The sequence below is a fragment of the Streptomyces sp. CB01201 genome (genome assembly GCF_002803085.1).
In the GTDB taxonomy this organism is placed as follows: domain Bacteria; phylum Actinomycetota; class Actinomycetes; order Streptomycetales; family Streptomycetaceae; genus Streptomyces; species Streptomyces hundungensis.
Map to the genome: position 1 here is coordinate 123,876 of NZ_NNBJ01000020.1, position 16,538 is coordinate 140,413.

15 protein-coding genes are annotated in these 16,538 nt (G+C 72.2%); 10 read left to right on the forward strand and 5 right to left on the reverse strand.

Going from position 1 to position 16,538, the window contains the following annotated elements; all coding sequences use genetic code 11:
- The first annotated feature begins 3 nt into the window (after positions 1 to 3).
- From egtA to egtD, 4 genes are read left to right on the forward strand one after another with little or no spacing between them, the layout of a single operon-like run.
- Positions 4 to 1,257, forward strand: a complete 1,254-nt coding sequence (gene egtA / locus CG740_RS32715) for an ergothioneine biosynthesis glutamate--cysteine ligase EgtA (protein ID WP_100578934.1) — start codon at positions 4 to 6, stop codon at positions 1,255 to 1,257.
- A complete protein-coding gene (egtB, locus tag CG740_RS32720; protein ID WP_100578935.1) occupies positions 1,254 to 2,555 on the forward strand; it encodes an ergothioneine biosynthesis protein EgtB in 1,302 nt (433 codons plus the stop codon). The genes egtA and egtB overlap by 4 nt, the downstream gene beginning before the upstream one ends.
- On the forward strand, positions 2,555 to 3,307 hold the full coding sequence (egtC, locus tag CG740_RS32725) for an ergothioneine biosynthesis protein EgtC (protein WP_100578936.1): 753 nt from the start codon (positions 2,555 to 2,557) through the stop codon (positions 3,305 to 3,307). Before egtB ends, egtC begins: the two co-directional genes overlap by 1 nt.
- Complete coding sequence (gene egtD / locus CG740_RS32730) at positions 3,307 to 4,269, forward strand: L-histidine N(alpha)-methyltransferase (protein WP_100578937.1); 963 nt, start codon at positions 3,307 to 3,309, stop codon at positions 4,267 to 4,269. The genes egtC and egtD overlap by 1 nt, the downstream gene beginning before the upstream one ends.
- Positions 4,270 to 4,364: 95 nt before the next feature.
- Here the strand turns inward: egtD and CG740_RS32735 are convergent, their stop codons facing one another.
- The gene (locus tag CG740_RS32735; protein WP_100578938.1) at positions 4,365 to 4,811 is read right to left on the reverse strand and encodes a nitroreductase family deazaflavin-dependent oxidoreductase; all 447 of its coding nucleotides are present in this window, start codon (positions 4,809 to 4,811) and stop codon (positions 4,365 to 4,367) included.
- A gap of 262 nt (positions 4,812 to 5,073) precedes the next feature.
- Here CG740_RS32735 and CG740_RS32740 point away from each other — a divergent pair, with 262 nt between their 5' ends.
- Both CG740_RS32740 and CG740_RS32745 read left to right on the forward strand, forming a co-directional pair.
- The gene (locus CG740_RS32740) at positions 5,074 to 5,592 is read left to right on the forward strand and encodes a DUF2243 domain-containing protein (protein WP_100578939.1); all 519 of its coding nucleotides are present in this window, start codon (positions 5,074 to 5,076) and stop codon (positions 5,590 to 5,592) included.
- Complete coding sequence (locus CG740_RS32745; protein ID WP_100578940.1) at positions 5,592 to 6,404, forward strand: cytochrome c oxidase assembly protein; 813 nt, start codon at positions 5,592 to 5,594, stop codon at positions 6,402 to 6,404. Before CG740_RS32740 ends, CG740_RS32745 begins: the two co-directional genes overlap by 1 nt.
- Here CG740_RS32745 and CG740_RS32750 read toward each other — a convergent pair.
- From CG740_RS32750 to CG740_RS32760, 3 genes are all read right to left on the reverse strand, one after another.
- Positions 6,384 to 7,745 (reverse strand): NAD(P)/FAD-dependent oxidoreductase, encoded by a 1,362-nt coding sequence (locus tag CG740_RS32750; protein WP_199846639.1) that lies wholly within the window; start codon positions 7,743 to 7,745, stop codon positions 6,384 to 6,386. The two genes, CG740_RS32745 and CG740_RS32750, sit on opposite strands and share 21 nt — an antisense overlap.
- 211 nt (positions 7,746 to 7,956) lie before the next feature.
- Positions 7,957 to 8,448 carry a peptidylprolyl isomerase gene (locus tag CG740_RS32755; RefSeq protein ID WP_100578942.1) on the reverse strand — a complete coding sequence of 164 codons (492 nt, stop codon included), beginning with the start codon at positions 8,446 to 8,448 and terminating at the stop codon, positions 7,957 to 7,959.
- Between the two features lie 94 nt (positions 8,449 to 8,542).
- Positions 8,543 to 9,796 carry an extracellular solute-binding protein gene (locus CG740_RS32760; RefSeq protein WP_199846640.1) on the reverse strand — a complete coding sequence of 418 codons (1,254 nt, stop codon included), beginning with the start codon at positions 9,794 to 9,796 and terminating at the stop codon, positions 8,543 to 8,545.
- A 241-nt stretch (positions 9,797 to 10,037) separates the two neighbouring features.
- Between CG740_RS32760 and CG740_RS32765 the strand changes: the two genes are divergently transcribed.
- Complete coding sequence (locus CG740_RS32765) at positions 10,038 to 10,259, forward strand: dodecin (protein WP_100578943.1); 222 nt, start codon at positions 10,038 to 10,040, stop codon at positions 10,257 to 10,259.
- Between the two features lie 115 nt (positions 10,260 to 10,374).
- On the opposite strand, the gene CG740_RS32770 is transcribed toward CG740_RS32765, so the two are convergent.
- Entirely contained in the window at positions 10,375 to 10,863 is a 489-nt protein-coding gene (locus CG740_RS32770) for a phosphatase domain-containing protein (RefSeq protein WP_100578944.1), read from the reverse strand.
- 263 nt (positions 10,864 to 11,126) lie between these two features.
- Between CG740_RS32770 and CG740_RS32775 the strand changes: the two genes are divergently transcribed.
- From CG740_RS32775 to CG740_RS32785, 3 genes are all read left to right on the forward strand, one after another.
- A complete protein-coding gene (locus CG740_RS32775; RefSeq protein WP_199846641.1) occupies positions 11,127 to 12,158 on the forward strand; it encodes an LLM class flavin-dependent oxidoreductase in 1,032 nt (343 codons plus the stop codon).
- Between the two features lie 48 nt (positions 12,159 to 12,206).
- Positions 12,207 to 14,561 (forward strand): ATP-binding cassette domain-containing protein, encoded by a 2,355-nt coding sequence (locus tag CG740_RS32780; protein WP_100578946.1) that lies wholly within the window; start codon positions 12,207 to 12,209, stop codon positions 14,559 to 14,561.
- Between the two features lie 201 nt (positions 14,562 to 14,762).
- Positions 14,763 to 16,511 carry a glycosyl hydrolase family 18 protein gene (locus tag CG740_RS32785; RefSeq protein ID WP_100578947.1) on the forward strand — a complete coding sequence of 583 codons (1,749 nt, stop codon included), beginning with the start codon at positions 14,763 to 14,765 and terminating at the stop codon, positions 16,509 to 16,511.
- The last annotated feature ends 27 nt before the right edge of the window (positions 16,512 to 16,538 follow it).

Genomic DNA, 16,538 nt, shown 5'->3' on the forward strand with positions numbered 1-16,538 from the left:
CCCATGACCGCAGGTGAGTTGACCGAGACAGAGGCCGAGGACCTGCTGCGATGTATCTGCTTCAAGACGGGTCCGCCACGCACGGTGGGCGTGGAGCTGGAATGGCTCGTCCACGATCTGCACGACCCCAGGCTCCCCGTCCCGCACGACCGGCTCCGATCCGCTTACGCGGCGCTGCGCACGCTGCCGGTGCGCACGCCCCTCACCGTCGAACCCGGCGGTCAGCTTGAGCTCAGCTCGCTGCCCGCCGCATCCCTCATGGAGTGCGTCTCCACCGTCTCCGCGGATCTGATGGCGGTCCGCGGCGCCCTCAAGGAACGCGGTCTCGCCCTCGTCGGTCTGGGCCAGGAACCCTGGCAGCCCCCGCGCCGCATGCTGCGCGAGGCCCGGTACGACGCCATGGAAGCCCGATTCGACCGAACGGGCCCCGCGGGCCGGGCCATGATGTGCTCCTCGGCCTCCGTGCAGGTCTGCCTCGACGCCGGGTACGAGGAGCCCGGCCCGCTCGGCTTCGGGCGGCGCTGGCTGATGGCCCATCTGCTGGGGCCGGTCCTGGTCGCCGCATTCGCCAACTCCCCCGTGCAGCACGGCAGATCGACCGGCTGGCGCTCGGTCCGGCAGGCCAATTGGGCCGACATCGACCCGGTGTTCGCGCTCGCCCCGCCACTCCACGACCCGCCGCGAGCGTCCTGGGCGGCCCACGTGATGGACGCCCCGGTCATGTGCGTACGGTCCGACCACGGCCCGTGGTCCGCCCCGCCGGGCCTCACGTTCCGGCAGTGGCTGCGCACCAAGGCGCCGCGGCCACCCACCCGCACCGATCTCGACTACCACCTGACCACCCTGTTCCCGCCGGTCCGCCCGCGCGGCCACCTGGAACTGCGCATGATCGACGCGCAGCCCGGCGAGCACGGATGGACCGTGCCGCTCGCCGTGACCACCGCGCTTTTCGACGATCCGGAGGCCGCCGAGTTCGCCTATCGGACCGTCAAACCCCTGGCCGAGCGCGCCGGTTCGCTGACCGCGCCGCGCAATCCGCTCTGGCACGCGGCGGCCCGCGACGGTCTCACCGACCCCGAGCTGCGCGAGGCGGCCACGGCCTGTTTCGCGGCGGCGCTCGGCGCGCTCCCCCGGCTCGGCGCCGCCCCGGACCTTCTGGACCGGGTGGCCGACTTCACCGATCGCTACGTCGTACGGGGCCGATGTCCGGCCGACGACACCCCCTCGCCCGCCGCACCGAAGGACCTGAGCCCATGACCGACCCGGAGCTGCTCAGGGCCCGCGCCCTGACAGCGCTCACCGCTGCGCGCGCCCGCACCGGCACGCTCACCTCCACCGTCGACGACCACGAACTGACCGCGCAGCACTCGCCGTTGATGTCCCCGCTCGTCTGGGACCTCGCGCACATCGGCAACCAGGAGGAGCAGTGGCTGCTGCGTGCCGTCGCCGGCCAGGACGCGATCCGGCCCGAGATCGACTCCCTCTACGACGCCTTCGAGCATCCCCGCGCCGCCCGCCCCACCCTGCCGCTGCTCGCCCCCGCCGAGGCGCGCCGGTACGCCGCCGATGTGCGGGGCCGGGCCCTGGACGTGCTGGAGAGCACCCCGCTGCGCGGTGGCCCGCTGACGGATGCCGCCTTCGCCTTCGGCATGATCGCCCAGCATGAACAGCAGCACGACGAGACCATGCTGATCACCCATCAGCTGCGGTCGGGCCCTGTCGCGCTCACCGCTCCCGAGCCGCCGACCGGCACCACCGACGGCCTGCCCGCCGAAGTGCTCGTCCCCGGCGGCCCGTTCACCATGGGCACCTCGACCGAGCCCTGGGCGCTGGACAACGAGCGCCCCGCCCACCGTCGCGCGGTGTCCGCCTTCCATCTCGACACGGCCCCGGTGACCTGCGGCGCCTACCTCCGCTTCATGGCGGACGGCGGCTACCGCGAGGAGCGCTGGTGGGAGCCGGCGGGCTGGGCGATGGTCCGCGAACACGCTCTGGACGCACCGCTGTTCTGGCGGCAGGAAGGCGGCCAGTGGCTGCGGCGCCGCTTCGGGGTGACCGAGCCGGTGCCGCTGGACGAGCCCGTCCTGCACGTCAGCTGGTACGAGGCCGACGCCTACGCCCGCTGGGCCGGGCGGCGCCTGCCGACCGAGGCCGAGTGGGAGAAGGCGGCCCGCCACGACCCGGCCTCGGGCCGCTCGCGCCGCTACCCCTGGGGCGACGGCGACCCGACCGCGGCCCACGCCAACCTCGGCCAGCGCCATCTGCGCCCCGCCTCCGCCGGCGCCTACCCCGAGGGTCAGTCCCCCTTGGGCGTGCGGCAGTTGATGGGCGATGTGTGGGAGTGGACGTCGAGCGACTTCCTGCCCTACCCGGGGTTCGTGGCCTTCCCCTATCGCGAGTACTCGGAGGTGTTCTTCGGCCCCGGGCACAAGGTGCTGCGCGGCGGAGCGTTCTCCGTCGACGAGGTCGCCTGCCGGGGGACGTTCCGCAACTGGGACCTGCCGGTGCGCCGCCAGATCTTCGCGGGCTTCCGTACCGCACGGGACGCGGCCTGATGTGCCGTCATATTGCTTATACAGGACCGCCTTTGACGCTCGGCGAGCTGCTCGTGGGGCCGCCGCACGGCCTGCACCGGCAGTCGTGGGCGCCGCGCCGCCAGCGCTACGGCACGGTCAACGCCGACGGCTTCGGAGTCGGCTGGTACGCGGAGGGCGACCCCGCACCGGCCCGCTACCGGCGGGCCGGGCCGATCTGGGCCGACCCGAACTTCGCGGACCTGGCCCGGGTGGTGCGCACCGGAACGCTGCTCGCGGCGGTCCGGGACGCCACCGAGCCGGGCGCGGACGGCGAGGCGGCCGCCGCTCCGTTCGCCGCCGGGCGCCGGCTGTTCAGCCACAACGGCGCCCTGCGGGGCTGGCCCGCAAGCGTGGCGGGGCTCGCCGCGGCACTGCCCGCCGAAGCCCTGCTGCGCCTGGAGGCGCGCTGCGACTCGGCGTTCGTATGGGCGCTGGTCCTGAACCGCCTGGACAGCGGAGACGAGCCCGGGCAGGCGCTGGCCGACACCGTCGTCGAACTGGCCGCCGCGGCACCCGGCTCGCGGCTGAACCTGCTGCTCACCGACGGCGGGACCATCGCGGCGACCGCCTGGGGCGACACCCTCTGGTATCGGCACGAGCCCGGCCGTTCCACCGTCGTCGCCTCCGAGCCCTACGACGACGATCCGCACTGGCGCGAGGTGCCCGACCGCACCCTGCTGACCGCCAGCCGCACCGATGTCCTCCTCACCCCCCTCAAGGAGTCCCCGTAGTGCGCCCGTTCCAGCTGACCCGCACCCTGCCCGAGGACGCCACCGGGGCCGCACTGCGCGCCGATGTGCTGCACGGGCTGGCGCAGGCCCCCAAGTCCCTTCCGCCGAAGTGGTTCTACGACGCCCGCGGCAGCGAGCTGTTCGAGGAGATCACCCGGCTTCCCGACTACTACCCGACCCGCGCCGAGCGGGAGATCCTCACCGAGCGCGCCGCCGGCATCGCCGCCGCGACCGGGGCGCACACCCTGGTCGAACTGGGTTCGGGATCCTCGGAGAAGACCCGGCTGCTCCTGGACGCGCTGCCCGGGCCGCTCACCTACATCCCGGTCGACGTGAGCGAGAGCGCGCTGGCCGGAGCGGCCGAAGGACTGCTCGCCGACCACCCGGATCTGCGCGTGCACGCCCTGATCGCCGACTTCACCCGGGTTCTCGAACTGCCCGAGGCGCCGGGGCCCCGGCTCGTCGCGTTCCTCGGCGGCACCATCGGGAATCTGCTGCCCGCCGAGCGGGCCGAATTCCTCACTTCCGTACGGAAGTTGATGGACCCGGGCGATTCGCTGCTCATCGGGACCGACCTGGTCAAGGAGGAATCCGTCCTGGTCCGCGCCTACGACGATCCCACCGGGGTGACGGCCGCGTTCAACAAGAACGTGCTCAGTGTCATCGACCGGGAACTGGACGCCGACTTCGACCCGGACGACTTCGACCACGTGGCGCTGTGGAACCGCGAGGAGGAGTGGATCGAGATGCGGCTGCGGGCCCGCCGCGACGTGGTGGTGAAGATCCCGGAGCTCGATCTGGTGGTCCCGTTCACGGCGGGCGAGGAACTGCGCACCGAGATCTCGGCCAAGTTCCGCGAAGAGGGCGTACGGGCCGAGTTGGGCGCGGCCGGATTCGTGCCCACCCACTGGTGGACGGACGCCGCCGGGCGGTTCGCACTCTCCCTGGCGACGGCCGGCTGAGCCGAGCGCGCGGGTCCTGCGGCGCGCCACAGCCGCAGGACCCGCGCCCCGTGCGGGGACCCGCGCCCGTGCGCGAGTCACCCGCCCGTACGGGATCAGTGGCCGCCGGGCACCGCCTCCAGGACGAACACGGGGATGTCACGGTCCGTCTTCTCCTGGTAGTCCGCGTAGTTGGGGAACGCCGCGACGGCGCGCTCCCACCATTCGGCCTTCTCCTCGCCGGTCACCTCACGGGCCGTCATGTCCTGCCGTTCGGTGCCGTCCTGGAGCTCGACGCGGGGGTCGGCGACGATGTTGTGGTACCAGAGCGGGTTCTTGGGCGCGCCGCCGAGGGAGGCCACCACCGCGTACCGGCCGTCGTGCTCGACCCGCATCACGGGGGACTTGCGCAGCTTGCCGCTCTTGGCGCCGCGCGTCGTCAGCAGGACCACCCGCATGCCGTTCATCGACATTCCCTTGGCTCCGCCGGATTGCTCGATGAGCTCGACCTGTTTGCGCACCCATGCGGTGGGGGTCGGCTCGTACTCGCCGTCGAGAGGCATGCTGGGGTCCCTTCGTCCGTGAACCTGCGGGCCGGCCGGTTCGGCCGGCCTCTGGCCGAACGCCGTCGGCTCCCCCCATCTTCCCCGCGCCGTCCGCCTTCCGCGCCGAAGGCCGCCGGAGCGGGGCAGGAAGGCCGGAATCCGCCGAACGGAGCAGGAAGGCCTGATGCGAACGCTTGCCCGCCACGGGTGCGGGCAGCGGACAGGATGTGCAGCTCCGCGTCGGACGATCTTCCGCAGACTCCCCGAGGATGTGCCCCCGATGGCGACTCCCGCCGCTTCCCAGCGCCCTCCGCAGCCCCCTCCCCAGCCCTCGCGGGGCAGACCGCTGCGGGCCCGTACGGCCTGGTCGGGCGCGCTCATCGGCGTGGGCATCGCCTCCTTCGTCGACGAGACGGTCTTCCACCAGCTGTTGCACTGGCACCACTTCTACGACCGCTCCACCCCGGGCGTCGCCCTGGTCTCCGACGGCCTGTTCCACGCCTTCGGCTGGTTCGCCGTGGTCATCGGCCTGGTCCTGGTCGCCGACCTGCGCCATCGGGCGGCCCTGGTGCCACGCGCGCTCGTCGGCGGCATCCTGGCCGGCACGGGGGCCTTCCAGCTCTACGACGGCACGGTCCAGCACAAGCTGATGGGGCTGCACCAGATCAGGTACCACGTCGACCTCGTGCCGTACGACCTGACGTGGAACGTCCTCGCCGTGGTGTTCATCGGTGCGGGAGCAGGCCTGCTCCTCGGCGCCGCCCGTAGCCCCAACTCAGCTTCTGGCGCCACTTCTTGATGCATCAACAGCAGGACGGGCGGCTCGCACTCCTCGCGGCCGGGCTCGCGCTGAGCGGGGCGGTCGCCTATGTGCTCGCGGCGTCCCGGCTACGAAGGCGCGGGGACCGCTGGTCGCCGCTGCGCGACCTCTCCTTCACGGCGGGGGCGGCCGGGCTGGTGGCGGCGGCCCTCGTCGCACCGCCCGGTGGCCCCTTCACGGCCCACATGGCCCAGCACCTGGCCACCGGGATGGCGGCCCCGCTGCTGCTCGTCCTCGGCCGTCCGGTCACGCTCGCGCTGCGCTCGCTGCCGGCGGGCGGTCACCGGGCTCTCCTCGCCGTGCTGCGCTCGCGTCCGATCGGGGTGCTGACCCGTGTGCCGGTGGCCGCGCTGCTCGATGTGGGCGGCCTGTGGCTGCTGTACCGCGGCCCGCTCTTCGCGGCCGCACACGAACGGCCCTGGCTCGCGGCCCTGGTCCAGGTGCATGTCTTCGCGGCGGGGCTGCTGTTCACCTCCGTCGTCTGCGCGCTCGACCCGCTGCCACGCCGGCCGGGCACCGTCGCCAGATCGGCGGCGCTGGTCGGCGCGGGAGCCGCGCACGCCGTTCTCGCCAAGCTCCTGTACGCGGCTCCCCCGCCCGGCACCGGCTTCGGCGCGCCCGACCTCGCGGCCGCCGCCGAGCTCATGTACTACGGCGGCGACCTGGTGGAGATCGCCCTGGCGGCCGTCGTCGGACTCCGGTGGTACGCGGCGTCCGGCCGTCGCCTCGCCCGCGAGAGGCGGCGCGGGGCGAGGGCCGAGCCGCCCGCCTCAGCCTCGTACGGTCAGTGAGGCCGTGTGCGCGCGGACCTGCTCCGGGGTCAGATAGGCGTCCGTGTACTCGAAGTCCTTCAAGGTGGCGGCCTTCTGCGCCTGGAAGCCGGTGCGCACGAAGTCGTCGCCCGCGACCGCGTTCAGCATCCAGTTGGTCAGGACCCTGGTCTTGGCGACGTTGGTGCGCAGCGCCGACCAGTGGTATCCGCGGGCCACCGCCTGGGCGGGCAGACCGCGCAGCTCGATGCCGAGCGGCTTGGACACGGCGTCGCGGCCGCCGAGGTCCACGACCAGGCCGAGGTCCTTGTGGATGTAGGGCGCGAGCGGCTGGTTGCGCAGCGAGGCCACGATGTTGTCGGCGAGCCTGGGGCCCTGGCGCATCGCGTGCTGTGCGGTGGGCGGGCAGAACGCGCCCTCGCCCTTGGCGAGGTCGGGCACCGCGGCCGCGTCGCCGAGCGCGAACACGCCGTCCATGCCGGGCACGGTCATCTCGGGGGTGACCAGGAGCCGGCCGCGCTCGGTCTCCGCGCCGAGGGTGCCCACCAAGGGGCTTGCGGCCACCCCCGCCGTCCAGATGAGGGTGCGGCAGGGCAGTACGCGGCCGTCGGTGAAGGTGACCTTGTCCGGGCCCGCCTCGGCGATCGAGACGCCCAGCGACACCTCGATACCGCGCTTCTGGAGGATCTCCAGGGCGGCCTTGCCGAGCTTGTCGCCCAGTTCCGGCATGAGCTTGGGCGCGATGTCGATGAGGTGCCACTTGATCTGGCGCGGGTCGAGACGCGGGTAGCGCTTGACCGCGTTCGTGGTGATCCGCTGGAGGCAGGCGGCCGTCTCGGTGCCCGCGTAACCGCCGCCGACCACGACGAAGCGCAGCCGGGAGGCCCGCTCGTCCTCGTCGTCGCTGGCGTCGGCCAGGTCGAGCTGGGAGATGACGTGGTCGCGGATGTAGGCGGCCTCCGCGAGGGTCTTCATGCCGCGGGCGTTCTCGACGAGGCCGGGAATGTCGAAGGTGCGGGTCACACTGCCGGGGGCCAGAACGATGTAGTCGTACGGCTGGTCGAGTGTTTCGCCGGTGATCTTGCGGATGACGCAGATCTTCGCCTTGGGGTCCACTCCGATGGCGCCGCCCGGGATGATCCGGGTGCGGTGCTTGGCGCTGCGCCGCAGCGAGACGGCCACCGACTGCGGTGTGAGCACCCCCGAGGCGACCTGGGGCAGCAGGGGCAGGTAGAGCTGGTACGAGAACGGGGTGACCAGGGAGATCTCCGCTTCTCCCGGTTGGAGGCGGCGTTCCAGGCGCCGTACGCATTCGACTCCGGCGAAGCCGGCGCCTACGACGAGAATCCTCGGTCGTGCCACGGTGTGCGTCCTTTCCCTGGGACCTGAGAACGGGGACGAGAACTGGGCCCGTCCACTGCCCGAGTGCCCCTGACCGGCGTTCGTCAACATCCCCATAGTGATCAACCCGGCGCGGGCGCACCACCGAATGCCGCCACCCGGCCATGCGAAACGGCGCCGCCCGGCCGGAATGGATCCGGCCGGGCGGCGCCGTTCGTGCGCGGGGCGGACGTCAGGCGACGACGCCGCTCTCGCTGATGACGACGGTGGCGCGCGGGGCGCCGCTGCGGGTGCCGAGCGCCTCGATCTTCTTCACGAGGTCCTCGCCCTCGACGACCTCGCCGAAGACGACGTGCTTGCCGTCCAGCCAGGGGGTGACGACGGTCGTCACGAAGAACTGGGAGCCGTTGGTGCCGGGGCCGCGGTTGGCCATCGAGAGCAGGAACGGCCGGTCGTGCTTGAGCGTGAAGTTCTCGTCGGCGAAGGTGGCGCCGAAGATGCTCTTGCCGCCGGTGCCGTTGCCGTGCGTGAAGTCACCGCCCTGGAGCATGAACTCGGGGATGACGCGGTGGAAGGAGGAGCCGGCGTAGCCGTAGCCGTTCTCGCCGGTGGACAGCTCGCGGAAGTTGCGGGCCGTCTCCGGGACGACGTCGTCGAAGAGCCGGAAGACGATACGGCCGGCGTTCTCGCCGTCAATGGTGATGTCGAAGTAAACGTTCTGCATGGCCCCATCCTGACATCCATCCTCCCCCGGCCCGATCCCGGCTCGCCCCAAGGCTCCCCCGGGGCCCGGATCAGGACCCGGATCGGGGCCCGGCTCAGGGGAACAGGAGGGACGTGATGAGTCCGGATGCGGTCTTCGCGGCCTTCTTGGGATCGGCCCCGTTCAGGACGGCCGTCATGTACGGCTTGATGGGGTTGTCCGCCTCGACGGCGGGCCACTGCGGCGAGTTGGGGGTGGCCCGGCCCTGGGCGGCGCCCTTGGCCATGGTGGCGGTGCCGGCCTGGCCCTCGACGGCGGGCGCCAGGCTGGACTTGTTGGGGACGTAGTTCATCGTCGTGGCCAGGTCGGTCTGCCACTTCTCGCCGGTCAGCGCCGCGACGACCTGGACGGCCTGCGCCCGGTGCGCGGTCCGGCGCGGAATGATCAGGTCCGAGCCGCCGGTGAAGACCGCGCCCGGCTTGGCGTCGGTGGGCCCCGGGATCGGGAAGTAGCCCAGCTTGTCGGCGAGGGCCGGGTTCGCCTTCTGGATGGCCTTGGCCGCGCCGGGCACCGCGATCATCTGCGCGACGTTGCCCTTGGCGAAGACGCCGGCTTGCGGCGGGGTCTCCTCGTCGGCGTTCCTCGGGCCCCTGCCGAGCGCCTGGAGCTGCTTGTAGAACTCCATTCCGCGCAGCGCGGCCGGACTGTCGAGGGTGCCCTTCCAGTCGCCGGTGTCCTCCTGGGCCAGCTGCCCGCCCTCGTCCCAGATGAATCCGGCCAGCGTGTACCAGTCCTGCCCGGACAGGTAAATCCCTTGGTTTCCGCCGGAGTTGAGCTTCGCCGTGTCGGCCAGCCACTCCGCGCGGTCCTTCGGCGGCTTGGCGATCCCGGCGGCCGCGAAGAGGTCCTTGTTGTAGATGACGACGCGATTGGCGGCGTACCACGGGATGCCGTACTGCATGCCGTCCACGTTGCCCGGCTGGGCGAGACCGGGCAGCCAGGCGTCGCTGCCCCAGTCCCGGATCGACTCCAGGGTCATGTCGAGCAGGCCGCCGCTGGCCGCGTACTGGGGAACCTGGGTGTTGCCGACCTCGATGACGTCGGGCGCGTCCTTGCCCTTCAGAGCGGCGTCGATCTTCTCGCCGATGCCGGTCCACTCCTGGATCCGGACATCGAGCTCGACGTTCTTGTGCTGCTTCTCGAAGTCCCGCTCGAAGCGCTGCACGAAGTCGTCGGACGCGCTGTTGCGCATCAGCCAGACGGTCACCTTGGTGGTGTCGCCGCCGAATCCCGGCAGTGTGCCGCAGCCGCCGGCGGCAGTGACCGACACCAGCGCGAGCGAGCAGGCAAGGGCACGATGAATCCTCACGAAAGGTCACCTTCTGCGTGTGGGCAAGCAGTCATGACCCGACATGGGGGGCAAGCGCGATGAGCTTGTTCGGGTGTTGTTCCGTGAGTTTGGTATGGACCAATGAGGTGGTCAAGCCCCGGCGGGTGCCGAACTTTTCCGGCCATCGGCGGACGGCTGCCGCCGGGGCGCCTGCCGCTGTCTCGCGGAGTGCGGCGGGGTGGGGCACGGTGGAGTAACGCGACGAGAGGAGAGCACCTCCATGTCCACCCACACGTACCGCGTCAGCGAGATCGTCGGCACCTCCCACGAGGGCGTCGACCAGGCCATCCGCAACGGGGTGGCCCGTGCGGCGCAGACCCTGCGCAACCTGGACTGGTTCGAGGTGACCCAGGTCCGGGGCCACATCGAGAACGGTGTCGTCGAGCACTACCAGGTCGGGCTCAAGGTGGGCTTCCGCCTGGACGACGACGCGGAGGTCTGAGCCCCGGGCTCCGCCCGGGGGTACGGCTCCGCACCTCGGGTACGGGTACGCGCCTGGCCCCTCAGGTGCGTCCCTGCGGTGCGTTCCTCCGATGCGGGTACGCGCCTCGGGTCCCTCAGGTGCGGCCCTCGCGCTCCTGCGCGTCCTTCAGCGCGGCACCGGCCTCGGTCCAGCGTGCGCGTACGACCCGGAATCCGGCCCGCTCGGCGGCGTCGCAAACCAGCTCGTCGTCGTCGACCAGCATCCGGATCTCGCGGTCGCGGCCCAGGCGGCGCAGGATCTCCAGCTTGGTGACGCGGGCGGGCCGCCGGTCGTCGTTGCGCCGCATGTGTACGGTGCCGGCCGGCAGGCCCTGCTCGGCGAGCCACGCCACGGTGTCCCGGCGACAGCGCTCGGGCCGCCCGGTGAGGTAGACGACCTCGCACTCCTCGGCGGCCGCCGCGCACAGCGCCACGCCCTCGGCCAGCGGAGGGTCGGCGGGGGCTGCGGTGAAGAACGCGTCCCAGTCGCGCGGCTTGCGGTCGAGGAAGCGCTGGCGGTGCGAGCTGTCGGCGAGGGTGCCGTCCAGGTCGAATACGGCGAACGGCCGGGTTTTTTCGATCACGCGCCCAGGCTAGAGCGCGGGCGCCGGGCCGGTCGTGGCGGGCCGGTGTGGCGGGCCCGGGTCTGGCGGGCCCGGGCCTGGCGTGCTGCTGCGGCGGGTCGTCCCGGCTGGGCGGGGTCGTGGCTCGCGGGGCCGTGCGGGGGTGCGCGGGACGGCTCGCGCGGGGCGGTGCGGGCGCGCGCGGGACGGCGGTGCGCGGGAGCAGGCCGTGAGCAGCTCGGGAATCCTGGCGCGGCGCAGGCGTTGAACGTGAGGTGAGCTCAATGATCGCGGCAACCCGCTTCTCCGTACTCGACCGCTCGCGCACCCGCGCCGGGCACGACGGGCCGCAGGCACTGCGGGACACCGTGGCGCTGGCCGGCGAGGCCGAGCGGCTCGGCTACCACCGCTTCTGGGTCTCCGAGCACCACTCGGTGCCCGGCGTCGCCGGATCCGCCCCCACCGTCCTGGCCGCGGCCGTCGCCTCGGCCACCGCCACGATCCGGGTCGGCACCGGCGGTGTGATGCTGCCCAACCACCAACCCCTCGTCGTGGCCGAGCAGTTCGGGGTCCTCGCATCGCTCTTCCCGGGCCGGATCGACATGGGACTCGGCCGGTCGGTGGGCTTCACCGACGGGATACGCAAGGCGCTCGGCCGGGGCAAGGAGGACGCCGACGACTTCGGCGGGCAGCTAGCCGAACTGCTCGGCTACTTCGACGGGACCCAGCGGGCCCACCCCCAGGTCCACGCCCGCCCCGCCGAGGGCCTGTCCGTACCCGCCTTCGTGCTGGCCACCGGCAAGGGCGCACGGGTCGCCGCAGCAGCCGGGCTGCCCCTCGTCATCGCGAACGTCCGGGGCGAGGACGCGATGCTGCGGGCCATCGACGACTACCGCGCCTCCTTCCGCCCCTCCGCGCGGTCCGAGCACCCGTACGTCGTCCTCTCCGGCACCGTGGCCGTCGCGGACACCAGCGAGGAGGCCCGCCGGATCCTGCTCCCGGAGGCCTGGTCGACGGCGTACTCCCGCACCCGCGGCGAGTTCCCGCCCCTGTCCCCCGCCGAGGACGTGCTGTCCCGGACGATGACCGACCGCGAGCGTGCGCTGTTCGAGGAGGCGCTGCGCGGGCAGGTGTACGGCACCGAGGAGCAGGTGGCCGATGCCCTGGAGAAGGTCATCGGGCACAGCGGCGCCGACGAGTTCCTGGTCACCACGAGCACATACGACCGCACGGCCTTGATCGGCTCCTACCGCCGGCTGGCCCGGCTCGCGGGCCTGGGCGCGGCTTCGGCGTCCGCGGGTCACGGACGCCCGTAGCCCCCAAGCTGAAGATCACGGATGCGCGTCCGGCCGTAGAATTCCGGTATGCAAAGCCCCTCTGATCCGTACGTCCGTGTCCGCGGTGCCCGTGAGCACAATCTGCGCGGGGTGGACGTCGATGTCCCGCGTGACTGTCTCGCCGTGTTCACCGGCGTCTCCGGGTCGGGGAAGTCCTCGCTCGCGTTCGGCACGATCTACGCCGAGGCACAGCGGCGCTACTTCGAGTCGGTCGCGCCGTACGCGCGGCGCCTGATCCACCAGGTGGGGGCGCCGAGGGTCGGTGAGATCTCGGGGCTGCCGCCCGCCGTCTCGCTCGAACAGCGCCGCTCGGCGCCCAGCTCGCGCTCGTCGGTCGGCACGGTGACCACGCTCTCCAACTCGTTGCGGATGCTGTTCTCCCGGGCCGGCCACTATCCGGCGGGCGCCGAGCGCATGGACTCGGACGCCTTCTCGCCCAACACGGCGGCCGGCGCCTGCCCCGCGTGCCAGGGCCTCGGCCGCGTCCACCGCACCAGCGAAGACCTGCTCGTGCCCGATCCGTCGCTGTCGATCCGCGAGGGCGCGATCGCCGCCTGGCCGGGCGCCTGGCAGGGCAAGAACCTGCGCGATGTGCTCGACGCGCTCGGGTACGACGTGGACCGGCCCTGGGGCGAGCTCGACCAGAAGGACCGGGACTGGATCCTGTTCACCGACGAGCAGCCGGTGGTGACCGTGCATCCGGTGCGCGAGGCGGGGCGCATCCAACGCCCTTACCAGGGAACGTACTTCAGCGCCCGGCGCTATGTGATGAAGACGTTCGCGGAGAGCAGGAGCCAGACGCTGCGGGCGAAGGCCGAGCGCTTTCTGACCGCCGCCGACTGCCCGGTGTGCGAGGGCCGCCGGCTGCGGCCCGAGGCGCTGGCCGTGACGTTCGCGGGCCGTACGATCGCCGAGCTCGTCTCCCTCCCGCTCACCGCCCTCGCCGCGCTGCTCGCCGAGGCGGGCGGTGGTGCGACCGCGGACGTGCTCACCGGCGATCTGCTCTCCCGGATCGCCCCGGTCGTGGAGCTGGGCCTCGGCTATCTGACTCTGGACCGGACCGCGCCCACCCTCTCGGCGGGCGAACTGCAACGCCTGCGGCTCGCCACTCAGTTGCGCTCGGGCCTGTTCGGCGTGGTGTACGTCCTGGACGAGCCGTCGGCGGGGCTGCACCCGGCCGACACCGAGGCGCTGCTCACGGTCCTGGACCGGCTCAAGGAGGCGGGCAACTCGGTGTTCGTGGTCGAGCACCACCTGGATGTGATGCGGCACGCGGACTGGCTGGTGGATGTCGGTCCGCTGGCCGGCGAGCACGGCGGCCGGGTGCTGCACAGCGGGCCGCCCGCGGGCCTGGCGGAGGTGACGGCGTCGGCGACCCGGCGCTTCCTCTTCGACCGCTCCCCCGCACCGCGCCGCACGGTCCGCGCACCACTGCGATGGCTTGAGCTGACCGGGGTGACCCGGCACAATCTGCGCGGCGTGGACGCGGCGTTCCCGCTGGGGGTGTTCACCGCGGTCACCGGCGTCTCCGGCTCCGGAAAGTCCACCCTTGTGGATGCGATCACCGAGCAACTCCCGGGCGTGGGACGGCTGGTGAGGGTCGATCAGAAGCCGATCGGCCGGACCCCGCGCTCCAACCTGGCCACCTACACCGGCCTCTTCGACGTCGTACGCAAGCTGTTCACGCAGACGCGGGAGGCGAAGGCGCGCGGTTACCGGGCGGGCCGGTTCTCCTTCAACGTGGCGGGCGGCCGGTGCGAGACGTGCCAGGGCGAGGGTTTCGTGTCGGTCGAGCTGCTCTTCCTGCCGAGCACCTACGCGCCCTGCCCGGACTGCCACGGGGCCCGCTACAACCCCGAGACCCTCGAAGTGACCCACGGGGGCCGCAACATCGCCGAGGTCCTCGACCTCACGGTGGAGGCGGCGGCCGAAGCCTTCGCGGACACGCCGTCGGCCGCCCGCAGCCTGGACGCCCTGCTCGATGTCGGCCTCGGCTATCTGCGCCTGGGCCAGCCCGCCACCGAGCTGTCGGGCGGCGAGGCCCAACGCATCAAACTGGCAACGGAGTTGCAGCGCCGGCGCCGCGAACACACCCTGTACGTCCTGGACGAGCCGACGACGGGTCTGCACCCGGCCGACGTGGAGATCCTGCTGCGCCAACTGCACGGCCTGGTCGACGCGGGGCACTCGGTGATCGTCGTCGAGCACGACATGAGCGTGGTCGCGGGCGCCGACTGGGTCCTCGACCTCGGCCCGGGCGGCGGCGACGAGGGCGGCCACGTGGTGGCCGCGGGCCCCCCGGCCGAGATCGCCGCCACGGCGGCGGGCCGCACGGCACCGTACCTGGCGAGGGCGCTGGCCGGCGGCGCCCGGTCCCGGTAGGCGAACTGCCCGGGCAGCCTTCGCGGGTCCGGCGACCCTGCGGACAACAACGGCAGACGCGTCGACTCCCTTGCACCGCAGGTCAGTTGGGGCTCAAGGCAAAGCGCGCGGAATGAATTGGCCTAGACCCTTGACCGGTGGTTGGTCCAGACCAATCATGGGGCGTCCGCACCCTTCTCTCACCCCCGTCGGAGAGCCCCGATGAGACGTCCGAGATCCGTCCGCGCCCTGTTCGCCACGCTCAGTACCGTCGCCGCCTCCGCCGGCCTCGTCCTCGGGGCCGGGGGCGCCGCGCACGCCGCGACGCCCCTGCCCGCCCATGTCTTCGCGCCGTACTTCGAGGCGTACTCCTCCGACAGCCCCGCCGATCTCGCGCAGAAGTCCGGCGCCAAGTACCTGACGATGGCGTTCGTGCAGGCCGACACCAAGGGCTCCTGCACCCCGTACTGGAACGGGTCGACCAGCCAGCCGATCTCGTCCTCCGTGTTCGGCGCCGACATCACCACCATCCGCTCGCGCGGCGGCGATGTCATACCGTCCTTCGGCGGGTACGCGGCCGACAACGGCGGCACCGAGATCGCGGACAGCTGCACCAACGTGGACTCGATCGCGGCCGCGTACGAGAAGGTCATCACCACCTACGACCTGTCGCGCCTCGACATGGACATCGAGGACAACTCGCTCACCAACAAGGCCGGCATCGACCGCCGCAACCAGGCGATCAAGAAGGTGCAGGACTGGGCCGCCGCCAACGGGCGTTCCGTGCAGATCTCCTACACCCTGCCCACCACCACGGGCGGCCTCGCCGACAGCGGGCTCGCGGTGCTCAACAGCGCGGTCAAGTACGGCGCGAAGGTCGACGTCGTGAACATCATGACCTTCGACTACTACGACGGCGCCACGCACAACATGGCGAACGACACCCAGACCGCCGCCACCGGCCTCTACAACCAGCTGGCCTCGCTCTACCCGGGCAAGTCGTCCACCCAGCTGTGGGGCATGGTCGGGGTGACCGAGATGCCGGGCATCGACGACTACGGGGCGGCCGAGACGTTCACCACGGCGGATGCGACCGCCGTGTACAACTGGGCCACCGCCAAGGGCATCAACACCCTCTCCTTCTGGGCCCTCCAGCGTGACAACGGCGGCTGCCCGGGCACCGGCGGCTCGGACACCTGCTCCGGCATCGCGCAGGACCCGTGGTACTTCAGCCACACCTTCGAGCCCTTCACCGGGGGCGGCGGACCGGTCCAGGACGACTTCTCGGTGGCCGTCGCACCCGGCTCGGCCTCCGTCGCGCCCGGCGGCTCCACCACCGCCACCGTGAGCACGGCCGTGACCTCCGGCAGCGCCAAGTCCCTCGCGCTGACCGCCACCGGCGCTCCCGCCGGGGTGACCGCGACGCTCACCCCCAGCTCGGTCACGGCGGGCGCCTCGGCGCAGCTCACCGTCGCGGCATCGGCATCCGCCGCGCCCGGGACGTACCCGATCACCCTCACCGGCACGGCGGGCACGCTCACCCACTCGACGACGTTCACGCTCACCGTGTCGGGCCCCGGCGGCAACACCGGCGCGCTCGTCAACGGCGGTTTCGAGAGCGGTTCGCTCACTCCGTGGACCTGTGACAGCGGGGCCGCCGTGGTGGCGAGCCCGGTGCACGGCGGCACGCACGCGCTGAAGACCGCGCCGACCTCCTCGACGACCGGCGAGTGCGCGCAGACGCTCACCCTGGCCCCCAACACCAAGTACACGCTGAGCGGTTGGGTGCAGGGCAGCTACGCCTACCTCGGGGTCCGGGGCGGCGCGACCGGTAGTGCGTGGACCAGCTCCACCGGCTGGTCCCAGCTGACCGTGCCGTTCACGACCGGCGCCTCGGGCACCGTCACCGTCTATCTGCACGGCTGGTACGGGCAGGGCTCGGTGTACGGGGACGATCTGTCGGTCGCCTAGCCAATCCGACGCTCACACAGGTGAGTT